Source organism: Amycolatopsis sp. NPDC089917, assembly GCF_040684635.1.
Taxonomy (GTDB): domain Bacteria; phylum Actinomycetota; class Actinomycetes; order Mycobacteriales; family Pseudonocardiaceae; genus Amycolatopsis.
This window is the reverse complement of record NZ_JBFBGL010000012.1, coordinates 132,473-154,161: the sequence shown is the minus strand read 5'-3', so window position 1 is coordinate 154,161 and position 21,689 is coordinate 132,473. Positions and strand designations below refer to the sequence as shown.

At 69.1% G+C, this 21,689-nt stretch carries 20 protein-coding genes and 1 pseudogene; 13 read left to right on the top strand and 8 right to left on the bottom strand.

Features of this window, described 5'->3' with window-relative positions; all coding sequences use genetic code 11:
• Positions 1 to 195 precede the first annotated feature (195 nt).
• Positions 196 to 1,311, bottom strand: coding sequence for an alanine dehydrogenase (ald, locus tag AB0N89_RS12090; protein ID WP_364203589.1), 1,116 nt, complete (start codon positions 1,309 to 1,311; stop codon positions 196 to 198).
• A gap of 164 nt (positions 1,312 to 1,475) precedes the next feature.
• Between ald and AB0N89_RS12085 the strand changes: the two genes are divergently transcribed.
• From AB0N89_RS12085 to AB0N89_RS12075, 3 genes are all read left to right on the top strand, one after another.
• Positions 1,476 to 2,417: a zinc-binding dehydrogenase gene (locus tag AB0N89_RS12085; protein WP_364203586.1), complete on the top strand. Its 942-nt coding sequence runs from the start codon at positions 1,476 to 1,478 to the stop codon at positions 2,415 to 2,417.
• Entirely contained in the window at positions 2,417 to 2,836 is a 420-nt protein-coding gene (locus AB0N89_RS12080; RefSeq protein WP_364203583.1) for a pyridoxamine 5'-phosphate oxidase family protein, read from the top strand. Before AB0N89_RS12085 ends, AB0N89_RS12080 begins: the two co-directional genes overlap by 1 nt.
• 117 nt (positions 2,837 to 2,953) lie before the next feature.
• Positions 2,954 to 3,181: a hypothetical protein gene (locus tag AB0N89_RS12075; RefSeq protein ID WP_005150660.1), complete on the top strand. Its 228-nt coding sequence runs from the start codon at positions 2,954 to 2,956 to the stop codon at positions 3,179 to 3,181.
• 127 nt (positions 3,182 to 3,308) lie between these two features.
• Here AB0N89_RS12075 and AB0N89_RS12070 read toward each other — a convergent pair whose 3' ends face one another.
• Positions 3,309 to 4,862, bottom strand: a complete 1,554-nt coding sequence (locus tag AB0N89_RS12070) for a helix-turn-helix domain-containing protein (RefSeq protein ID WP_364203580.1) — start codon at positions 4,860 to 4,862, stop codon at positions 3,309 to 3,311.
• Positions 4,863 to 5,054: 192 nt separating this feature from the next.
• Between AB0N89_RS12070 and AB0N89_RS12065 the strand changes: the two are divergent.
• The 3 genes and pseudogenes from AB0N89_RS12065 (at position 5,055) to AB0N89_RS12055 (ending at position 7,885) form a co-directional block, all read left to right on the top strand.
• Positions 5,055 to 5,386, top strand: a pseudogene (locus tag AB0N89_RS12065) (VOC family protein).
• Between the two features lie 79 nt (positions 5,387 to 5,465).
• Positions 5,466 to 6,767, top strand: a complete 1,302-nt coding sequence (locus tag AB0N89_RS12060) for a bifunctional o-acetylhomoserine/o-acetylserine sulfhydrylase (RefSeq protein ID WP_364203577.1) — start codon at positions 5,466 to 5,468, stop codon at positions 6,765 to 6,767.
• Complete coding sequence (locus tag AB0N89_RS12055) at positions 6,764 to 7,885, top strand: homoserine O-acetyltransferase (protein ID WP_364203574.1); 1,122 nt, start codon at positions 6,764 to 6,766, stop codon at positions 7,883 to 7,885. The genes AB0N89_RS12060 and AB0N89_RS12055 overlap by 4 nt, the downstream gene beginning before the upstream one ends.
• A gap of 72 nt (positions 7,886 to 7,957) precedes the next feature.
• Here the strand turns inward: AB0N89_RS12055 and AB0N89_RS12050 are convergent, their stop codons facing one another.
• Both AB0N89_RS12050 and AB0N89_RS12045 read right to left on the bottom strand, forming a co-directional pair.
• Complete coding sequence (locus AB0N89_RS12050) at positions 7,958 to 8,455, bottom strand: hypothetical protein (RefSeq protein WP_005150645.1); 498 nt, start codon at positions 8,453 to 8,455, stop codon at positions 7,958 to 7,960.
• Positions 8,456 to 8,512: 57 nt separating this feature from the next.
• Positions 8,513 to 9,103 carry a TetR/AcrR family transcriptional regulator gene (locus AB0N89_RS12045; protein ID WP_167406015.1) on the bottom strand — a complete coding sequence of 197 codons (591 nt, stop codon included), beginning with the start codon at positions 9,101 to 9,103 and terminating at the stop codon, positions 8,513 to 8,515.
• A 151-nt stretch (positions 9,104 to 9,254) separates the two neighbouring features.
• Here AB0N89_RS12045 and AB0N89_RS12040 point away from each other — a divergent pair, with 151 nt between their 5' ends.
• From AB0N89_RS12040 to AB0N89_RS12010, 7 genes are all read left to right on the top strand, one after another.
• Positions 9,255 to 10,064 carry an SGNH/GDSL hydrolase family protein gene (locus tag AB0N89_RS12040; protein ID WP_364203570.1) on the top strand — a complete coding sequence of 270 codons (810 nt, stop codon included), beginning with the start codon at positions 9,255 to 9,257 and terminating at the stop codon, positions 10,062 to 10,064.
• Between the two features lie 151 nt (positions 10,065 to 10,215).
• Positions 10,216 to 11,829 (top strand): carboxyl transferase domain-containing protein, encoded by a 1,614-nt coding sequence (locus tag AB0N89_RS12035; RefSeq protein WP_364203567.1) that lies wholly within the window; start codon positions 10,216 to 10,218, stop codon positions 11,827 to 11,829.
• Positions 11,830 to 11,831: 2 nt separating this feature from the next.
• Complete coding sequence (locus AB0N89_RS12030) at positions 11,832 to 13,817, top strand: biotin carboxylase N-terminal domain-containing protein (protein WP_364203564.1); 1,986 nt, start codon at positions 11,832 to 11,834, stop codon at positions 13,815 to 13,817.
• On the top strand, positions 13,814 to 14,968 hold the full coding sequence (locus AB0N89_RS12025) for an acyl-CoA dehydrogenase family protein (protein ID WP_364203561.1): 1,155 nt from the start codon (positions 13,814 to 13,816) through the stop codon (positions 14,966 to 14,968). Before AB0N89_RS12030 ends, AB0N89_RS12025 begins: the two co-directional genes overlap by 4 nt.
• A 115-nt stretch (positions 14,969 to 15,083) precedes the next feature.
• Complete coding sequence (locus tag AB0N89_RS12020) at positions 15,084 to 15,590, top strand: GNAT family N-acetyltransferase (protein ID WP_364203558.1); 507 nt, start codon at positions 15,084 to 15,086, stop codon at positions 15,588 to 15,590.
• Between the two features lie 80 nt (positions 15,591 to 15,670).
• Positions 15,671 to 16,534, top strand: coding sequence for an SDR family oxidoreductase (locus AB0N89_RS12015; RefSeq protein ID WP_364203555.1), 864 nt, complete (start codon positions 15,671 to 15,673; stop codon positions 16,532 to 16,534).
• Between the two features lie 117 nt (positions 16,535 to 16,651).
• Entirely contained in the window at positions 16,652 to 17,707 is a 1,056-nt protein-coding gene (locus tag AB0N89_RS12010; RefSeq protein ID WP_364203552.1) for an alpha/beta fold hydrolase, read from the top strand.
• 3 nt (positions 17,708 to 17,710) lie between these two features.
• Here the strand turns inward: AB0N89_RS12010 and AB0N89_RS12005 are convergent, their stop codons facing one another.
• The 4 genes from AB0N89_RS12005 to AB0N89_RS11990 all read right to left on the bottom strand — a co-directional run.
• Entirely contained in the window at positions 17,711 to 18,715 is a 1,005-nt protein-coding gene (locus AB0N89_RS12005) for an MASE1 domain-containing protein (protein ID WP_364203550.1), read from the bottom strand.
• Between the two features lie 148 nt (positions 18,716 to 18,863).
• Complete coding sequence (locus AB0N89_RS12000) at positions 18,864 to 20,072, bottom strand: acyl-CoA dehydrogenase family protein (protein ID WP_016337016.1); 1,209 nt, start codon at positions 20,070 to 20,072, stop codon at positions 18,864 to 18,866.
• An 18-nt stretch (positions 20,073 to 20,090) separates the two neighbouring features.
• A complete protein-coding gene (locus AB0N89_RS11995) occupies positions 20,091 to 21,386 on the bottom strand; it encodes an acyl-CoA dehydrogenase family protein (RefSeq protein ID WP_191255233.1) in 1,296 nt (431 codons plus the stop codon).
• 110 nt (positions 21,387 to 21,496) lie between these two features.
• Positions 21,497 to 21,689, bottom strand: a 193-nt coding sequence (locus AB0N89_RS11990) for a hypothetical protein (protein ID WP_364203547.1), incomplete at its 5' end; no start/stop codon positions are given.

The following is a 21,689-nucleotide window of genomic DNA, read 5'->3' as shown; positions in this document are numbered from 1 at the left end:
TGTCCGGGTGCGGAAGGTCTCCGGTTCCGGGCACTTCGTCGCCGAGGAGCAGCCGCGGACGGTCATCGACATGAGGGACTCTGAGTCCCTCAAGGAGGCCTTCACGGACCGGCTCCACGCGCTTCAAAGGAAGGAGCGGGAGACCTTTGCACTGGGGTGGCAAAGGTCCCCCGCGTGGGAAGGTGGATCGAGGGATCAGGCCAGGACGGCGGCCAGATCCGTGGCGGGCAGGCCGTGCGCGGCGGCGACGGGGGCGTTGGTCAGGGCACCCGCGTGGGTGTTGAGGCCCTTCGCCAGCGAAGCGTCCGCCTGCAGCGCCTTCTGCCAGCCGAGGTCCGCCAGCTGGACGGCGTACGGCAGCGTCACGTTCGTGAGGCCGTAGGTCGACGTCCGGGGCACCGCGCCCGGCATGTTCGCGACGCAGTAGAACACCGACTCGTGGACCTGGTAGGTCGGCTCGTCGTGCGTGGTCGGCCGCGAGTCCGCGAAGCAGCCGCCCTGGTCGATCGCGATGTCCACCAGCACGCTGCCCGGGCGCATCCGCGAAACGAGGTCGTTCGAGACCAGCTTCGGCGCCTTCGCGCCGGGCACCAGCACCGCGCCGATGACCATGTCGGCCTCCAGCACGGACTGCTCGACCGACAGCGCGTTCGAGGTCACCGTGCGGATGCGGCCGCCGAAGTCGTTGTCGATCTGACGGAGCCGGTCGACGTTGGTGTCGAGGATCTCGACGTCCGAGCCCAGACCCAGCGCGACCCGCGCCGCGTTCAGGCCGGCCACACCGCCGCCGATGACGACGACGCGCGCCGGGTGGACGCCGGGGATGCCGCCGGGCAGCACGCCGCGGCCACCGCTCGGCTTCATCAGGGAGTACGCGCCCACCTGCGGCGCCAGGCGCCCGGCGACCTCGGACATCGGCGCGAGCAGCGGCAGCGCGCGGTTCGGTGTCTGCACCGTCTCGTACGCGATCGCGGTGGTGCCCGCGGCCAGCAGCGCGTCGGTCAGCGGCCGGTCCGCGGCGATGTGCAGGTAGGTGAACAGCACCTGGTCGGCGCGCAGCCGCGGGTACTCCTCGGCGATCGGCTCCTTGACCTTGAGCACGAGCTCGCCCTCGGACCAGGTCTCCTCGGCGGTCGCGAGGATCTTCGCGCCCGCGGCGACGTACTCGTCGTCGGAGATGGAGGAACCGACACCGGCGCCGGTCTCGACGAAGACGTCGTGGCCGCGCCCGGTCAGTTCGTGCACGCCCGCCGGGGTGAGCGCCACACGGTACTCATGCCTCTTGATTTCACGGGGGACGGCGATACGCACGGGATGCCTCCTGGCGGCGGGGTCTACGACAAGTGCTGCCACTCACGGTGATATACCCGGACGGCGGTGTCATCGTGTGCCCGGGACAATATTGAGAGCCGATCATGGTTTTAGTGGCACAATCGCTTGACCTCCACCCGACTGGAGCTTGCACCTTGGGTCACATGAGAGCCGTGTGGTTGAAAGAGTTCGGCGGACCCGAAGTGCTCGTCGTGGGCGAGGCGCCCGATCCGGTTCCGGCGGCGGGCCAGGTCCTGGTCGAGGTGGCGTTCGCCAACATCACGTTCGTCGAGACGCAGTTCCGCGCCGGCGGGGGAGGCCCGTTCCGCGCCGAACCGCCGCTGATCCCCGGCAACGGCGTCGGCGGCGTGATCAGCGCGGTCGGTGAAGGGGTCGATCTCGATCTGGTCGGGAAGCGCGTCGTGACCTCGACGGGCGGTTCCGGGGCGTACGCGGAACGGGTCGCGGTCGCCGCCGAGTCCGTCTTCGAGGTGCCGGACGGCCTGGCCCTCGACGCGGCGGTGGCGATCCTCGCCGACGGCCGCACCGCGACGGCGCTGGTGACGGCGGCGGCCCTCCGGCCCGGGGAGCGCGTGCTGGTCGAAGCCGCGGCCGGTGGTGTCGGCGGGCTGATCGTCCAGCTCGCCAAGGCCGCGGGCGCCGAGGTCGTCGGCGCGGCGGGTGGTCCGGCGAAGACCGGGCACGTCCGGGAGCGCGGCGCCGATCTGGCGGTCGACTACCGCGAGCCGGACTGGGCCGTGAAGGCGGGCGAGGTCGACGTCGTGTTCGACGGGGTCGGCGGCGAGATCGGGACGACGTCGTTCGGGCTCCTCAGGCCGGGCGGCCGGATGCTGATCTACGGGCTGTCGAGTGGTTCGTGGACGGAGGTGTCCGAAGAGGACGCCGCCGCGCGCGGGGTCACGGTGATCCGGGACCTCGGCGGACCGGCCGAGATGCGGGCGTTCACCGGGTCCGCGCTCGCCGAAGCCGCCGCCGGACGGCTGGAACCCGTGATCGGCCAACGGTTCCCGCTCGACCGGGCGGCGGACGCGCACGCGGTCATGCAGTCGCGCGGCGCGATCGGCAAGACGGTGCTCGAGGTCTGATGTTCGACGTCGACGAATTCCTCGCCGGTCCGCTGACGGCCAGGGTCGCCACGACCGGGCCGACGGTGCGCCCGACCTGGTACCTCTGGGAAGAACGGGCCTTCTGGATCCTCACGGGAACGTGGGCGAAGCTGGCCGGTCTCGTCCGCGAATCGCCGTCGATCGCGCTGACGGTCGACGTCTGCGACGTCGGCACCGGGATGGTGCGGCAGGTGCTCGCGCGCGGTGAAGCGGAGGTGCTTCCGTTCGACGTCCCCCGTGGACGGCGGCTGCTGAGCCGGTATCTCGGGTCCGACGAGGACAAATGGGATGCGCGTTTTCTTTCTTACCTGCACGATGATCCCGAGGTCAAAGGAACGGTCTGGCTCCGGATGGTGCCGAAGCGATTCGTCGCCGACGACCTCGGCTATCGGGTATGACGCACGGCCGCGTTCGCGGGGGGTGGGCGCGGCCGTGCAACCTGCGGATCGGGAAATGCAGCACGATCGAGTCAAGATGTTGATCTTACTGGCCGGTAAGCTGCCATTCTGTTCCGCATGACAAATCAGGACTGGCGGCGGGAGCGGCGTGTCCGCACCGTCGACACCGAAGGCAATCCGGCCGATGTAGTCGTGGGCCTGGTCGAAACGCCAGGACACGGCTACGAAGCCGCGTTGCGGGTCGACGGTGGCCCCGGTGTGCTTTTGCCGCTTTACCCCGGTGCCGATCTGCTCGCCGCGGTACGGCAGACCATTGAGGACGGATATCGCGCCAGCGCGCACTAGCCGCCGGATGTCAGGAAAGGGTCTTTCAGGACAGAATACGTCTTGAAAGACCCTTTCCTGACGTCTGCCCCCGGCTTTGTCGCACTACAAAGTGTTCGTGAATGAACAGTTTCCCGTGGAATGCGGGTCAGCTCCAGCGCAGGGAAACGAGTTGTGTGATCAGTGCCAGCCGGACGTCGGGATCGTCGAGATCCAACGGGACGAGATCGAGCAGCCGCCGCATGCGATAACGCAAGGTGTTGGGATGAATCCGAAGTTCTTTCGCGGCCGCGCGCGGATCGCCGGGATGCCGCAGCCATTGATAGAGCGTGTCGACGTAGCCGCTCTCGTGGGCGTCGTCGTGCGCGCGCAGCAGGCCGAGCGGCCCCAGTTCGGCCACCTTCGCCGTACTCGCCGCCGTCGCGCCCCGGTGCAGTGACAGCGCCGTCCACGCCTCATCGAAGACCACGACGCGGCCGGGCACGAGCTTCGCGCGAAGCAGACTCAGTGCCTCGTCGGCCTGGGCGCGTGACGTCGCGAGCTCTCCGATTTCGCAGGCCGAACCCGCGGCCGCCCGCGGTGTCCCGCCCTTCTTCGACGACGGCAGGGCTTCGAGCGCGGCCCGCAGCTCCGCCCAGCCGTCGCCGTCCGGGACGACCGCGTAGAGCACGCCGCCGAGTTCGGTGGCCACCGGCCGCCTGCCGACGCCCTGCGAGATCCGTTCGAGGAGCGCGAGCCGCAGCCCCTCGTCGTCCCGGCCGTCGCCGCCGGAGACCTCGATGACGACGACGCGGTGCGGCTCCTCGGACAGGTCCAGTTCCGCGATCGCCTTGCGCGGGCTGGCTTTCCCTTCCAGCACGGCGCGCAGCAGTTCGGCCGAGACCCGGCGCTGGGAATCGGTGTGCGCGCGACGGCGCAGCAGGTGCAGCGCGACGACGGGTGCCGCGTCGGCGAACGCGGCCGCGCGTTCGTCGGAGACCGGGCCCGCGACGACCGCCCACATCGACCCCAGCAGCTCGCCGCCCATCCGGATCGGCACGATGAGCCGGGGCAGCGTGCCGTCGCGCTGCGCGGGCACGAAGATCGTTTGCCGCCCACGGGAAAGCTCGCGGAACACCCCTCGCGACCGGAATCGCGCGAGCACGTCGTCAGGGATGCGGCGGCCCATGATCGTGGACACGCGCGCCGAGTCGGTCAGGTCCTGCCGCGCCGAGTAGGCGAGCACCCGCGAGTTGGTGTCCTCGATGGTCACCGGCGCGTCGACCACCGAAGCGACGGCGTCCGCGAGCCGGAACAGGTCGCCGGAACCGGGTCCGCCGCCGTCCTCCAGCGCGTCCGACTCGTCGGCCAGCGCGTCGAGGACCGTCCTGAGCAGCCAGACGAGCTGGGCCCACGACGTCGCCGGGCGCACCTCGATCAACGCGATGTCCGCCGACTTCGCCGCTCGCTTCACCGAGGGTTTCGCCGCGAGCGGCGGCTTCAGCAGGACGGCGGCGGCGCCTTTGGCCGCGCTCTGCTTCACGAGCTCGGCCGCTTCGGGCGTCTCGGTGATGGCCACGCCGAGGACGAGGTCACCCGCGGCGAGCGTGTTGCCGGGTTCGGCGATGACGACGTCGCCGACGGCCGGGGACTCCTCGGGGACTTGAAGCGCGTGCAGCAGTGTCGGTCCCACCCGATCCACGACACTGCGTACGGAAACCATGCTGCGATTGTCCAGCAGGTGGGAGCGCCGCACACCTCAGACCTCGGGCGGTGTCCTCGCGTCGATGTCTTCGGGTGTGAACCGCTTCCGTTTCGACCGGCGCCTCCACCCGGGCGCCCGCGAACACCGCGCGCCGCGTGAGGTCGTCCGGGTCCTCGGTCTCCAAGGTCAGCAGCATGGGCGTGCCGCCGAATCGTCGTCGAGGTGAGCGATCAGGCGCGGGCGAAGAAGTTCTGGACCGAGGTCGTCGGATTCGAGGCCGGTGGGTCGAGGTCACTTCAGCCGATGGGATGACGGCTCTCGTCTTGAGCACCATGTCGGAGTACGCCAAGAACCCCGGGGTGCGCGACGAACTGCCGACGGCCGGCTTTTTCTTCTATGCCGACGACATCGAAAAGACCTATCGGGAACTTTCCGCGAAGGGCGTCGAATTCCCGGCCCGCCCGGAGAAGCAGCCGTGGGCGATGTTCACCGATTCGGAGGGAAACCGGTTCGCCCTTTCGGAGCGGAATCCCACGTCCTGAGAGCGGTTGGGTGCTCCGTTCGGCGGAGCTAGCTTCGGTGACAACAGCCGAAACCCTTTGAACCGCTAGGAGAATCGCGATGAGCGCGGACGGATGGTCGTTCGAGACCAAGCAGATCCACGCGGGTGCGGCGCCCGACACCGCCACCGGCGCGCGGGCGACCCCGATCTACCAGACCACCTCGTACGTGTTCCGCGACACCCAGCACGGCGCCGATCTCTTCAGCCTCGCCGAGCCGGGCAACATCTACACGCGGATCAACAACCCCACGCAGGACGTGCTGGAGCAGCGGCTCGCCGCGCTCGAAGGCGGGGTCGCGGCGCTGGCGTTCGCGTCCGGGACCGCGGCGACCACGGCGGCCATCCTCAACATCGCCAACGCGGGTGACCACTTCGTCTCCAGCCCGTCGCTCTACGGCGGGACCTACAATCTCTTCCACTACACGTTGCCGAAGCTCGGCATCGAGGTCTCGTTCGTCGACGACCAGGACGACATCGAGCAGTGGAAGGCCGCGGTCCGGCCCAACACCAAGCTGTTCTTCGCCGAGACGCTGGCCAACCCGGGCAGCAACGTCCTCGACATCCGCAAGGTCGCCGACGCCGCGCACGAGGCCGGTGTCCCGCTGATCGTGGACAACACCGTGCCGACGCCGTACCTCGTCCGCCCGATCGAGCACGGCGCCGACGTCGTGGTCCACTCGGCGACCAAGTACCTCGGCGGGCACGGCACCACGGTCGCCGGGGTGCTGGTCGACGCCGGCACCTTCGACTTCGGCAAGGACCCGGCGCGGTTCCCGGGCTTCAACGAGGCCGACCCGAGCTACCACGGTCTCAAGTACTGGGAAGCCCTCGGACCGGGCGCGTACGCGGCCAAGGCGCGCGTCCAGATCCTGCGCGACACCGGCGCCGCGATCGCGCCGCTGAACAGTTTCCTGATCCTGCAAGGGATCGAGACGCTGTCGCTGCGCCTGGAGCGGCATGTGTCCAACGCGCAGGCGCTGGCCGAATGGCTGGAGCAGCGTGACGAGGTCGAGAAGGTGTACTACGCCGGGCTGCCGTCGAGCCCGTACCACGAGGCCGCGAAGAAGTACCTGCCGAAGGGCGCCGGCGCGGTGCTGTCGTTCGACCTGCGCGGCGGCGTCGAGGCCGGACGGGCCTTTGTGGACGGTACGGAACTGCACAGCCAGCTGGTCAACATCGGCGACGTGCGCAGCCTGATCGTGCACCCCGCCTCGACGACGCACAGCCAGCTGACGCCGGAGGAGCAGGTCTCCAGCGGGGTCACGCCGGGTCTCGTGCGGCTCGCCGTCGGCCTGGAAGGGATCGAGGACCTCAAGGCCGACCTCGAGGCCGGATTCCGGGCGGCCAAGGCGGCTTTGTGACCCAGGCTCCCGATCTCCCTCCCGCCACCGGTGCGTGGCGGGAGGGAGATCCGCCCGGCCGGCGCCGGTTCGTCACCGGCGTCCAGCCGCTCGAAACCGGGCGCGAACTCCCGTTCACGCTCGCCTACGAGACCTGGGGGAGACTGAATCCCCGCGCCTCCAACGCGATCCTCGTCGAGCACGCCCTCACCGGGGACAGTCACGCCGTCGGACCGGAGGAGGAAGGCCACGTCAGCCCCGGCTGGTGGGACGGCCTGATCGGACCGGGCAAGGCGATCGACACGGACACCTTCTTCGTCGTGGTCCCGAACGTGCTCGGCGGCTGCCAGGGTTCGACCGGTCCGTCGTCGGCGCATCCGGACGGAAGTCCTTGGGGCAGCAGGTTTCCCGCCGTGACCGTGCGGGACCAGGTGGGCGCGGAGATCGTCCTCGCCGACGCGCTGGGCATCGACCGGTGGGCGGCGGTGCTCGGCGGTTCCATGGGCGGGATGCGCGCACTGGAATGGGCGGTGGGTGAACCCGACCGGGTCGCGGCGCTGCTCGTGCTGGCGTCGACGGCGCAGGCGTCGGCGGACCAGATCGCCTGGGCCGCGCCGCAACTGCACGCCATCCGGTCCGATCCGGGCTGGCACGGCGGCGACTATCACGACGTCCCCGGCGGCGGCCCGCACGCCGGTCTCGGGGTCGCCCGCCGGATCGCGCACGCGACCTATCGCAGCGAAGCCGAACTGGCGCAACGCTTCGGACGTCGCCACCAGGACGGTGAGGACCCGCTGCGCGGCGGCCGGTTCGCCGTCGAGTCCTATTTGGACCACCACGCCGGGAAGCTGTCCCGCCGGTTCGACGCCGGCAGTTACGTGGTGCTCACCGAATCGATGAACACCCACGACGTCGGCCGCGGCCGGGGTGGCGTCGCGAACGCGCTCGGCCGGATCACCGCGCGCACGGTCGCCGCCGGAGTGGACAGTGACCGGCTCTACCCGCTGTACCAATCGCGGGCGATCGCGGACGGGATCGCCCGCGCGGAGTTCGCCGTCATCGGCTCGCCCTACGGGCACGACTCGTTCCTGATCGAGACCGAGCAGATCGCGCGGCTGGTGAAACCCCTGCTCACCTGATGGGAGCACCTGTCCGTGAAGGTCTCCTTGAGGGACCCAGAGTCCCTCAAGGAGGCCTTCACGGACTTGGCCTCAGTCCGCGACGGCGTCCGAGATCCAGGGCGCCACCGGCAGGTCCCGGTCCAGGCACTCCGCCGACAGCCGGATAGTCCAGCGCAGCGCCTGCAGCACCAGGCTGTCCACCTCGTCCGGCGCGGCGTTGGCGAGCGCGATCTCGACCTGTTCCTGCGCGGCCTCGCTGTTGCCGTGCACCTCGGCCAGCAGCGTGCGCACGGCTGTCCTCACCGGCGGATCGGCCTGGTCGATCGAGACCTCTTCACCGTCCTCGTCGAACACCTGCACCTTGACCGGCGCGCTGCCGCCGTCGCCCAGCGTCGACACCATGGCGCTGCATTCGCCGAAGAGCATCATCACGAGCTCTTTGGTCTCTTCGGAGCGCGCCCGGGGCTCGACGGCGGTCGGCGTGAGCTCGTCGAGCGCCTCGGCGTCCTCCCCGAGGCTGATCGCCACGAGCGCACGCTGCGCCTTTTCGACGAGCCTCCGCTCGTACTCGCTCCTGTCCGGCTCCACGTGCCTATCAAACACCAGAGGACGGAAAAGTGGGGATAGGCCGAAACCCGGACGTGGTCACTTGGCGGCGTGCAGTGCACCCAGCGCGAGGCGGCAGAGCATTTCGGCCAGTTCGCTGTCACCGAGATGGCGGTTGTACGGCGTCGAGTTGATCAACCCGAAGACCGCGTGCGCCGCCGAGCGCGCCTGCCGTTCGCCGATCCCGGGGACGGCGTCGCTGATCGCGCGCACCCACACCTCGACGTACTGACGCTGCATGGCGCGGACCTGCTTGCGGTCACTGTCGGTGAGATTCGCGAGGTTTCGCTCCTGGACGGTGATCAACGCGGGATGCGCGAGCGCGAAGTCCACGTGAAAATTCACCAGTGCTTCGAGAACCTCGCCGGGCTCGTCCCGCTGACTCGCCCTGGCCGTCCCGCCGTCGAGGAGGTAGCGGCTGATCGAGTTCAGCATCTCGCCCAGGATGGCGTCCTTGCTGCGGAAATGCCGGTACAGGGCCGGGCCGGAGATGCCGACGGCCGCGCCGATGTCGTCGATGCCGACGCCGTGGAAACCGTGGTGGGCGAAGAGCTCGGCGGCGGCGGCCATGATCTGTTCGCGCCTGTTCGCCTTCTCGCCGTTCACGAGTGGGGTGGGGTTCGCCGGCATCTGGCCATATTAAGGCCGGGTGTTAGCGAGCGCTAACACGTGGCCGTACTTCCAGCCTGAGCCAAGCGGGTTACCTGGGGAAATGACCCTGTTGTGTGGGACTACCACCTGGTAATGCTGTCCCTCGTTAACTTGTCACAAAGGAGTGACCATGTCCGTCCCTGCTCGGATCAAAGCACTTTCCTTCACTCGTTTAGGTGCGGCCCTGGGGGTCGCCGTCCTTGCCAGCCTCGGTCTCGCGGGCACCGCCCAGGCGGCGACCAACTACGTGGCGCTCGGTGACTCGTACTCGTCCGGCGTCGGTGCCGGCAGCTACGGGAACTCGGGCGATTGCATGCGCAGTGCCAACTCCTATCCCCAGTTGTGGGCCAACGCCCACGCCGGGACCACCTTCAAGTTCGTCGCGTGCTCGGGGGCGCGCACCGGCGACGTCTTGAACCAGATCGCGAACGTCACCTCCAGCGCCACGCTGGTGACGGTCTCGGTCGGTGGCAACGACGCCGGGTTCGCCGACGTCATGACCACCTGCACCACCGGCAGCGACCAGACCTGCGTCAACCGGGTCAACACCGCGAAGACCTACGTGAACAACACGCTTCCCGGGCTGCTGAACAACGTCTACGCCAAGATCAAGGCGAAGGCGCCCAGCGCGAAGCTGGTCGTCCTCGGGTACCCGCGCTTCTACACGGTGCCGGGTTCGTGCTCGGTCGGGCTGAGTGACACCAAGCGCTCGGCGATCAACTCGGGTTCCGACGCGCTGGCGTCGGTGCTCTCGGCCCGCGCGTCCGCGAACGGCGCGAAGTTCGTCGACGTGCGGAGTGCCTTCACCGGGCACAACATCTGCTCGTCGGCCGACGACTATCTGCACAGCCTCACCTGGCCGATCGTGAACTCGTACCACCCCACCGCCGCCGGTCAGCGCGGCGGCTACTACAACCCGCTGGTCTCCGCGATCGGCTAGCTCCGCTCCAAGTACATGAAGGCCCCCTTCCTTGCGCCTAGGTACAGGAAGGGGGCCTTCATGTACTTCCGGGGCGCGGTGGACAGAGCGGGTTAGTGGGCGTTAACCTGACGGCACGAGTTAACGACGGCTAACTTGGCGACGAGGAGCCATGGACACACCCGCACTGAGCACTTCCGCCGATCCGGGCAGCGACGAGTACGCCCGCAGCGTCACCTCCCACGCCGAGCTGGTCGAGGACCTGCGCAAGCGGCTCGCCGCGGCCCGGCTCGGGGGTCCGGAGAAATCCCGCACCCGCCACGTCGAGCGGGGCAAGCTCCTGCCGCGCGACCGGGTCGACACCCTCCTCGACCCGGGATCGCCGTTCCTGGAGCTGTCCCCGCTGGCCGCCACCGGACTGTACGACGACGAGGCGCCGTCGGCCGGGATCATCACCGGAATCGGGCGGGTCTCGGGCCGCGAATGCGTGATCGTCGCCAACGACGCGACGGTCAAGGGCGGCACCTACTACCCGATGACGGTCAAGAAGCACCTGCGCGCGCAAGAGGTCGCGCTGCACAACAACCTGCCGTGCGTCTACCTGGTGGACTCCGGCGGCGCGTTCCTGCCGAGGCAGGACGAGGTCTTCCCGGATCGTGAGCACTTCGGCCGGATCTTCTACAACCAGGCGACGATGTCCGCGCGCGGGATTCCGCAGATCGCCGCGGTGCTCGGATCCTGCACGGCCGGCGGCGCGTACGTCCCGGCGATGAGCGACGAAGCGGTCATCGTGCGCAATCAGGGCACGATCTTCCTTGGTGGCCCGCCGCTGGTGAAAGCCGCGACGGGCGAGGTCGTCACGGCCGAGGAGCTCGGCGGCGGCGACGTCCACTCGCGCCAGTCCGGCGTCACCGACCATCTGGCCGAAGACGACGCGGACGCCCTGCGCATCGTTCGCTCGATCGTGTCCACTTTGGGGCCGCGCACGCCGCGCCCGTGGGACGTCCTGCCGACCGAAGCGCCCGTCGCCGATCCGAACGAGCTGTACGGCGTCGTCCCGACCGATCCGCGCGTGCCCTACGACGTCCGCGAGGTCATCGCCCGGATCGTCGACGGCAGCCGGTTCGGCGAGTTCAAGAAGGAGTACGGCTCGACGCTGGTCACCGGGTTCGCCCGGATCCACGGCCACCCCGTCGGCATCATCGCGAACAACGGCGTCCTGTTCGCCGAGTCCGCGATGAAGGGCGCGCACTTCATCGAGCTGTGCGACAAACGCTCGATCCCGCTGCTGTTCCTGCAGAACATCACCGGGTTCATGGTCGGCCGCGCGTACGAGGCGGGCGGCATCGCCAAGCACGGCGCGAAGATGGTCACCGCGGTGGCCTGCGCCCGGGTGCCGAAGCTGACCGTCGTCATCGGCGGCTCGTTCGGCGCGGGCAACTACTCGATGTGCGGCCGCGCGTACTCGCCCCGCTTCCTGTGGATGTGGCCGAACGCGCGGATCTCGGTGATGGGCGGCGAGCAGGCGGCTTCGGTGCTGTCGACCGTCCGGCGCGACGCCATCGAGTCGCGCGGCGGCGAATGGTCCGCGGAGGACGAAGAGACCTTCAAGGAGCCGATCCGCGATCAGTACGAGGCGCAGGGCAGCCCGTACTACTCGACGGCGCGGCTCTGGGACGACGGCGTGATTGACCCGGCGGACACCCGCACGGTGCTCGGTCTCGCGTTGTCCGCGGCGGCCAACGCGCCACTGTCCGATGTCAACTACGGCGTCTTCAGGATGTGAGCATGTTCGACACGGTTCTGGTCGCCAACCGCGGTGAGATCGCCGTCCGCGTGATCCGTTCGCTGCAGGGGCTCGGCATCCGTTCGGTCGCGGTGTACAGCGACGCGGACGCCGACGCCCGGCACGTCCGCGAGGCGCACACGGCTGTCCGCATCGGTCCCGCCGAGGCGGCGAAAAGCTATCTGTCCATTCCGGCGATCGTCCAGGCCGCGCTCGACACGGGCGCGCAAGCGGTCCACCCCGGCTACGGCTTCCTGGCGGAGAACGCGGAGTTCGCCCGCGCCTGCGCCGAGGCGGGCCTGGTCTTCATCGGTCCGCCGGTCGAGGCGATCGACGCCATGGGCGACAAGATCCGCGCCAAGGCGACCGTGTCGTCGGCCGGGGTCCCCGTGGTGCCCGGTGCGTCCGATGTGGACATTCCCGAAGGCGGTTTCGCCGACGCCGCCGAGAAGGTCGGCTTCCCGCTGCTGCTCAAGCCGTCCGCCGGTGGTGGCGGCAAGGGTATGCGGCTGGTCACCGAACTGTCCGAATTGGACGCCGCCGTCGAGTCCGCGCGCCGTGAGGCCAAGGGTTCCTTCGGTGACGACACGCTGCTCATGGAGCGGTTCGTCACGACGCCGCGGCACATCGAGATCCAGGTGCTCGCCGACACGCACGGCAACGTGATCCACCTCGGTGAACGCGAATGCAGTCTGCAGCGGCGGCACCAGAAGATCATCGAAGAGGCGCCGTCCGTTCTCCTCGACGAAGCCACGCGCGCCAGGATGGGCGCGTCCGCGGTCGAGGCCGCGCGTTCGGTGGGTTACGTCGGCGCGGGGACGGTCGAGTTCATCGTGTCGGCCAAGGCGCCGGACGAGTTCTTCTTCATGGAGATGAACACCCGGCTCCAGGTCGAGCATCCGGTGACCGAACTGGTGACCGGGCTCGATCTCGTCGAGTGGCAGGTCAAGATCGCCGCCGGTGACGTGCTCACCGTGTCGCAGGACGACGTCCGGCTGGACGGCCACGCCGTCGAAGCCCGCGTCTACGCCGAGGACCCCGCTCGCGGGTTCATCCCGACGGGCGGGACCGTGCTCGCGGTCCACGAACCGTCCGGTGAAGGCGTCCGCGTCGACTCGTGGATGAGCGAAGGCGCGGTCATCGGTTCGAACTACGACCCGATGCTCGCCAAGGTCATCGCCTGGGGACCGGACCGCGCGGCCGCGTTGCACCGGCTCGATCTGGCGCTGGCCGACACCGCTCTGCTCGGCCTCGGCACGAACGTCGCCTTCCTGCGCGGGCTGCTCGCCGACGACGACGTCCGCGAGGGCGAACTCGACACCGAGCTCGTCGACCGCCGACTGTCCACTTTGGTCTCCGAAGAAGTCCCGCCGGAGTTCTTCGTGGCCGCCGCGCTCGACAGGCTGCTTTCCCTGCAACCGCGAGGATCCGTCATCGACCCGTGGGACGTTCCCGACGGCTGGCGGCTCGGCGCGTCCGGCGGTATCGATTTCGCCCTGAAATCGGGGAGTTCCGAAGCCGTCGTGCGAGTGCAGGGCACCCCGGCGAACGCGCTCGTCAGTGTTGACGGCGCCGAAGCCGTCCGGGTTTCCGCGCGGCGCGAGGGTGATCTGCTGGAAGTCCGGCATCCCGCCGGGTTCCACCGCTACCGGCACGCGGCCGGGAGCGGGAAGACCGTGTGGCTCGCGCGTGACGGGCACAGTTTCGCGATCGGCGAGCGCGAAAGGCTGCGTTCGGCCGCCGGCGCCGCGGGTGGCGCCGGGCCGGTGACCAGCCCGATGCCCGGGACCGTGCTCGTGGTCAAGGTCGCCGCGGGCGACGTGGTGAGCGCCGGGACGCCGCTCGTGGTCGTCGAGGCGATGAAGATGGAGCACACGATCACCGCGTCGATCGACGGCGTGGTCAGCGAACTCCCCGTCCGGGCGGGCCAACAGGTCGCGCTGGACGAGACGGTAGCCGTGGTGACACCCCAAAAGGATGACTCATGATCGACTTTCGGCTGGATGACGAGTACGAGGCGCTGCGCAAGACGGTCGAGGAGTTCGCGCGCTCCGAGGTCGCCCCGGTCATCGGCGACCTGTACGAACGGGAGGAGTTCCCGTACGAGATCGTCGCGAAGATGGCCGACATGGGCCTGTTCGGCCTGCCGTTCCCCGAGGAGTACGGCGGCATGGGCGGCGACTACTTCGCGCTGTGCCTGACGCTGGAGGAACTCGCGCGCGTCGACTCCTCGGTCGCGATCACCGTCGAGGCCGGGGTTTCCCTGGGTGCCATGCCGATCTACCGGTTCGGCACCGAGGAGCAGAAGGAGAAGTGGCTTCCCGAGTTGTGCGCCGGCACCGCGCTCGGCGCGTTCGGGCTCACGGAACCCGGCGGCGGCTCGGACGCGGGGGCCACCCGCACGCGCGCGAAACTCGACGGCGACACCTGGGTGATCAACGGCAGCAAGTCGTTCATCACCAACTCCGGCACCGACATCACGAAACTGGTCACGGTCACCGCCGTCACCGACGTGAAGGAGAACGGGCGCAAGGAGATCTCGGCGATCATCGTCCCGTCCGGCACGCCGGGCTTCGCCGTCGCGCCGAAGTACTCCAAGGTCGGCTGGAACTGCTCGGACACGCACGAGCTCTCCTTCGACGACGTCCGCGTCCCGGCCGAGAACCTGGTCGGCGAACGCGGCCGCGGCTACGCCCAGTTCCTGTCCATTTTGGACGAAGGCCGGGTCGCGATCGCCGCACTGAGCGTCGGTCTCGCGCAGGGTTGTGTCGACGAATGCCTGAAGTACGTGAAGGAACGCGAGGCGTTCGGGCACAAGATCGGCGAGTACCAGGCGATCCAGTTCAAGATCGCCGACATGGAGGTGCGCACGCACACCGCGCGGCTGGCTTACTACGCGGCGGCGTCGAAGATGCTGCGCGGCGAGCCGTTCAAGAAGGAGGCGTCGATCGCGAAGCTCGTCGCGTCGAACGCCGCCATGGACAACTCGCGGGACGCGACGCAGATCTTCGGCGGGTACGGCTTCATGAACGAGTTCCCGGTGAGCCGCTTCTACCGGGACGCGAAGATCCTGGAGATCGGGGAAGGGACCTCGGAGGTGCAGCGGATGCTGATCGCGCGGCACCTCGGCGTCGCCTGAACGTGCTTGAAGCCGTGACTCGCGTGATCGGACACGTGACTCGCGTGATCGGGGCCGTGACGGCTCTGATCACGCGAGTCACGGCTCTGATCACGCGATGTTGTAAAACGGAAGCATGAGCGACTTCATCATCCGCCAGGGTGGTTCTGGGGACTTCCAAGCGTTGCTGGACATGTTCGACGAGGCCGTCGCGTGGCTCGCCTCCCGGGGCAGCGAGGGTCAGTGGGGGACCGAGCCGTGGTCCACGATCCCGAAGCGGGTCGAGCGGGTCCGCGGGATGGCCGACGGGCCGGGGCTGTACATCGCCGAGGTCGACGGCGAAGCGGCCGGGGCGATCATCCTCGGTGACCGGTTTCCGCACGTCTCGCCGGTCGACGAGCCCGAGATCTACCTCGGCCTGCTGCTGACCTCGCGCCGGTTCACCGGGCACCGGGTCGGCTCGCGGCTCGTCGAGTTCGCGCTGGCCGAGGCGCGGGAACGCGGCATCGGGCTGGTGCGGGTCGACTGCTGGGCCGGCGGCGACGGTGACCTGCAGCGTTACTACGAAAGCCAGGGTTTCAAGCCGACCGAGCGCTTCGACGTCAACGGCTGGATCGGGCAGGTCTTCGAGCAGCGTCCGTAGGACTGGCGTCCGCGAGGCTTCGGGTGCACCATAGTTGACAGATTGCCAACAGTGCCCCGCGAAGTCGCAGAGGAGCCCCCATGGCCAAGCGTGAACGTTCCCTGGCAGGCAAGGTCGTCGTGATCACCGGAGCGGCGCAGGGCATCGGCGCCAGTACCGCGACGGTGCTGTCCCGGCTCGGCGCGAAGGTGGTCATCGGCGATCTGGACCAGGTCCTCGCGGAGAAGACCGCGGCCGAGCTGGGCGCGGAGGCGCTTCCCCTCGACGTCACCGACACGAAGGGGTTCACCGAGTTCCTCGACGAGGTCGAGCGGCGCGTCGGCCCGATCGACGTGCTGATCAACAACGCGGGCATCATGCCGCTCGCGCCGCTCGACGAAGAGGACGACGCGGCGACCCGCCGTCTCCTCGAGATCAACCTGCACGCGGTCATCCACGGCACCAGGGAAGCCGTGAAACGGATGCGCCCGCGTGGCACCGGCCACATCGTCAACATCGCCTCGATGGCGGGCAAGGCCGGATTCCCCGGCGCCGCCACCTACTGCGCCACGAAACACGCCGTCGTCGGTTTGTCGGAATCGGTGCATCTGGAATTGCACGGAACCGGTGTGCTGGTGTCGTGCGTGATGCCCGCCGTGGTGCGCACGGAACTGGCCAGCGGACTCGGCGAGGCGAAGTTCTTCAAGTCGGTGCAGCCCGAAGATGTGGCGCAGGCCATTGTCGATGCGTTGCGCCGTCCCAAGTTCGACGTCTTCGTTCCCGCATCGCTGGACGCCATGGGCAGGATCACACGGTTGCTCCCGCGCCGCCTCGGCGAAGGGCTGATCCGCGCACTCGGCGGCGACAAGATTTTGTCCTCCGCAACGCATTCCAGTGCTCGCGCGGAGTACGAATCGCGTGCCGCGCGCAGTGCTCCGGCGGCGGAAAGGGGCGCCGATTCTTAACTCGTACGGCCTAGCAACTGTCCGAAATGGACGGCCTGTGACGGCCGCGGTGTTGAGTCGTGCGTCCCCAGGCGGCAAGATTACGTCTTACCGCGTTGATTCCCCAGGAGGCACACCATGGCCACACCCCCGGCACGGCTCGCCGCCGCCGCGTCGAACGTCGTCGGGAAGGTGCTGCACGGTGGTGTCGCCGATCTCCGCCCGGTTCCGCGCGTCCTGATCGACCAGGGCCCCAACCGGTCGGTCTACCGGCTCCGCACCAACGGGAAGCCAGCGGACGGGCCGCCGGTCCTGCTGGTGCCGCCGCTGGCCGCGCCCGCGCTGTGCTTCGACCTGCGCCGCGGGTGCAGCCTCGCCGAGCACCTGGTCGACGGAGGCCGCAACACCTACCTGGTCGACTACGGGAACGTCGCCTTCTCCGACCGCCGCCTCGGCATCGAGCACTGGATCGAAGAGGTGCTCCCGCGTGCGATCCGCAAGGTCAGCGAGGACTCCGGCGGCCAGGGCGTGCACGTCATCGCCTGGTGCCTCGGCGGGATCTTCTCCCTGCTGACCACCGCCGACCAGCCCGATCTGCCGATCGAGTCGATCGCGACCATCGCCTCGCCGTTCGACTTCACCGCGATCCCGCTGATCGCCCCGTTCCGCCCGCTGGTGGACCTCACCGGCGGTCACCTGCTGACCCCGATCTACCGCGTGCTCGGCGGCGCACCGTCCTATTTGGTCAGCCGCGTCTTCCGCGCGACCGGGATCAGCAAGGAGATCACCAAACCCCTCGCGATCCTGAAGAATCTCGATGACCGGGACTATCTGGCGCAGATCGAGGCCGTCGACCACTTCATGGACAACATGATCGCCTACCCCGGGCGGACGTTCGGCCAGATCTACCACCGGTTCTTCCGCGCCAACGACCTCGCCGAGGGCACGGTCGACCTCAACGGCCGCATCATCGCGCTGTCCGGCGTCAAGGTCCCGACCCTGGTCATCGCCGGGCAGAACGACACGATCGCCCCGCGTGCGGCCGTCGAGCGGCTCACCGGCCTGCTGGACAACTCGCCGTCGGTGACCTTCGAGACCGCGCCCGGCGGGCACCTGGGCGTCCTGACCGGCCGGAAGGCACGCGACACCACGTGGCGGTACCTCGACCGCTTCCTCGACGAACAGGCCGCTTGAGGCTCAACCGGCGAGCTCGTCGTCCGTGTCCGGTTCACGCTGAGGTGTCATCGCGCTGCGCAAGGACTGGCGCGGCGCGATGAGGTCGACCATTTCGGTGATCTGGCGCCAGGCGTCGGTGATTTCGGCGGTGGCGCGGTCGCGCTGCAGGACGATCGTCGACAACGCCAGCGCCGTCATCCCGACGGTGGCGTCGAAGGCCTGGACGTGCAGCATCCGGCTGGCCAGCTCGTAGGAGCCGTACGGGCCGATCCCGTGTACGGCGGCGAAGATCGTGAAGGCGCAGACGCACAGAGAGCACAACAGCGCCCCTGCCTGGCGGAAGCGCAAAGCCGCCCAGACGAGCACCGGGAAGACCAGGAACAGCTTGGACGTGGTGACGGCCCCGAGGGCCGACGTGCTGAGACCGCAGAGGGCCAGCGCCACCCCCTCACCCCACCGGGTGAGGGGAACCTGGGCCGGGAGGCGGAACCTCGGCGCCAGGAGCAGCAGGGGCGTGACCGTCAGGACGCCCATCGCGTCGCCGGTCCACCACACGAGCGCCGTGGCCCAGAAGTCCCCCGGGCTCAGCGCGCCGTCGAGGGTCAGCACACCCGTGCCCAGCACGGCGCTGACGGCCGTGCCCCCGGCTGCGCCGATCGCCACCAGGAAGACGGCGTCGGGAAGCCGGTCGAGCTGGTCGCGGAAGCCCAGCCGCCGCATCACCGCGTAGGCCAGCATCGGCCCGATCGTGTTCCCCGAGGAGATCATCAGGACCGTGAGCAGCGAAGGTCCGAGGGCGATGTTCGTCAGGAGGGCGCCGAGGAAGATCCCCGGCCAGTACCTCGGCCCCAGCAGCATCGGCACCGCCAGCGCGACGCCCGCCGCCGGCCACAGCGGCGAGATCTGATCCCGCACGATCGCCCATTGGATGCCGATCTGGCCCGCCGCGAAGTAGCAGACCGTGACACCGAGGACGACGAGACACCAGTGTGCGACAGGGGAGAGCTGTCGAGCGGCGAGTCTCATCGCGACTCCGGCCTTCGCGGGCTGGGAAGGCTAAGAGAGTACCTCTGTCCGGGGGGCGCGGCGGTTCACTTGATGGTGTTGTCATTCTGTTGGGAATAAAAAAAGGGGCCCGTGCAGCTGCACGGGCCCCTTCACGGTTCTATCGGCGCTACTTGAGTTCCGCCGACGTCTTGCCCAGGATCCGGCGCGCCACGATCAGCTGCTGGATCTGTTGCGTGCCCTCGAAGATGTCCAGGATCTTCGCGTCCCGGCTCCACTTCTCCAGGAGCGATTCCTCGGTGTAGCCCAAGGTTCCGGCCAGCTCGACGCACTTCAGCGTGATCTCGACGACCGACCGGCCCGCCTTCGCCTTGGCCATCGAAGCCTGGAGCGAATTCGGCTTGCGGTTGTCGGCCATCCACGCCGATTCCATGGTCAGCAGGTACGCCGATTCGTAGTCGGCTTCCAGCTGCAGGAACGTGGCGGCCGCCGCGTGCTGGCTGTGGACCGGCTTGTCGTAGTCGATGGTCACCCCGGCGTCGGTGAGGATCTTCCGGGTCTCCTCCAGCGCCGCGCGGGCGACACCGATGGCCATGGCGGCGACCAGCGGACGGGTGTTGTCGAAGGTCTGCATGACCCCGGCGAAACCCTTGGCGGTGTCGATCTCCGGCGTACCGAGCAGGTTCTCCTTCGGCACGCGGACGTTCTCGAAGCGCAGCACGGCGGTGTCGGAGGCGCGGATGCCGAGTTTGTGCTCGACGCGCACCACCTCGAAGCCGGGCGTGCCCTTCTCGACGACGAACGACTTGATCGCCGCGCGGCCCTTCGTCTTGTCCAGGGTGGCCCACACGACGACGGCGTCGGCGCGCTCGCCCGCGGTCACGAAGATCTTCTCGCCGTTGATCACGTACTCGTCGCCGTCCAGACGCGCGGTGGCGGTGATCGCCGCCGAGTCCGAACCGCAGTCCGGTTCGGTGATCGCCATCGCGGCCCACAGCCCGGAGAACTTCTTGAGCTGTTCGTCGGTGGCGACCGAGCCGATGGCGGCGTTGCCGAGCCCCTGACGCGGCATGGACAGCAGCAGGCCGACGTCGCCCCAGCACATCTCGATCGTGCCGAGCACGATGTTGAGGTTGGACCCGTTGCGGTTGCCCGGTTTCTCGTTCTTCTCGGAGCGGCGGACGCCCGCCGCGCCCGCGCCGCCCTCACCGGAGGAGTTCAGCCCGTCCAGCAGCGCGGCGAACATGTCCAGCTCGGCCGGATAGGTGTGCTCGGCGCGGTCGTACTTGCGCGAGATCGGCCGGAACACCTCGGCCGCGGCCTGGTACGCCTGGTTGATCAGCGTGCCGGCCTTCTTCGGAACTTCAAGGTTGATCATGATTGCCTTTCGAAAGTCCTAGAGAAGGACGGCGCCTTCCATGACGCCGATCGCACGGAGGTCGCGGTACCAGCGCTCGACCGGGTGCTCCTTGACGAACCCGTGCCCGCCGAGCAGCTGCACCCCGGCGCTGCCGATCTGCATCCCCTTGTCGGTGGCCAGTTTCCGGGCCAGCGCGACCTCGCGGGCGTACGGCTTGCCCTGTTCGGCGCGGGCGGCGGCGCGCAGCGCGACCAGCCGCAGTCCTTCCAGCTCGATGGCGATGTCGGCCACCGAGAACGCGACGGCCTGCCGGTGGCTCACCGGTTCGCCGAACGCCTTGCGCTCGTTGACGTAAGGCACCACGTAGTCGAGGACGGCCTTCGCGGTGCCGGCGGCCAGCGCGGCCCAGCCGAGCCGCGAGAGCCGGACGACCTCGGTGAAGACCTCGGCCTTGCCGCCGCCGAGCAGCGCTCCGGCGGGCAGGGCGACCTTCTCCAGGTGCAGCTTCCCGGTCGCCGCACCACGCAGGCCCATCGCCGGTTCGGTCTCGATGGTGACGCCGGCGTTCGACGACTCCACGAGGAACAGCGCCGGACCGCGACCTTCGAGGTCGGCCGACACGATGAACAGTTCGGCGTCCGCGGCACGCGGGACCAGCGACTTCACGCCGTCGAGCTGGTAGCCCTTCGGCGTGCGGCGGGCCTTGGTGGCGGGCTTGAACGGGTCGAACAACGCCGTGCGCTCCTGCAGCGCGAGCGCCGCCGCCGGGACGTTCTCGCCGACGAACGCGGGCAGGTAGTCCGCCTGCTGCTGCTCGTCGCCGTAGGCCACCAGCGCGGTGCTGACCGCGGACGGCGCGAGCACCGCGACGGCCAGCCCGAGGTCGCCGTGCGCGAGGGCCTCGGCGACCAGCGCGTTCGTGACGACCGAGCGTTCGGTGCCGACGCCGCCCAGCTCCTCGGGGATGCCGACGAGCGTGATGCCGAGTTCGGCGGCGCGGCTCAACAGGCCTTCGGGGGCCTGGAGCTTGGCGTCGGCGTCGGCCGCGGCGGGCCGCAGCTGCTCGGCCGCGAACTCCGTCACGGTCTCGACGATGAGCTGCTGGTCCTCACTCGGGGTGAGGTCGAACAGCCCCGTGTCCTCGGCCGGCGCGAGCCGCGCGGGCTTGCCCAGCTTCTGGGCGGATTTGAACGTCCGTCCCGCCGCGCCCGCGACCCGGAAGCCGTTGCGCGTCCCGGCACTGACCAGGTTCTGCACGGGCTTCCGAAGTCCGGCCCGTTCAATGACCTTGCTCCCGGCCAGCCGGGTGAGCGCGGACAGGCCAAGGCCCATCGCGTCTCGTTTCCTAGGCGCACCCACGGTGAGTCTCCCTGCCTCGCTTACCTACTCGTGAGTAGGTTAACTCTCCTCGGGCGGATGCGCCACCATGGGGGAGGCGAACGTCACGCCGGTGAGTGATTCGGGCGGCCGGGCAGGACCGGATTACTCACGATCTTGCGCCTCTCGACGAGGTCTTGCCCGCGCTGGAAGGTGAGGCGAGAGCCCGACGTCGCGACCAGGCCGCCTGAGCCGAAGGTGTCGCGAAAGCCACTTTCGGGACCGGGGGAGGCACGAAAGATGGGGTAGCGGCACCCG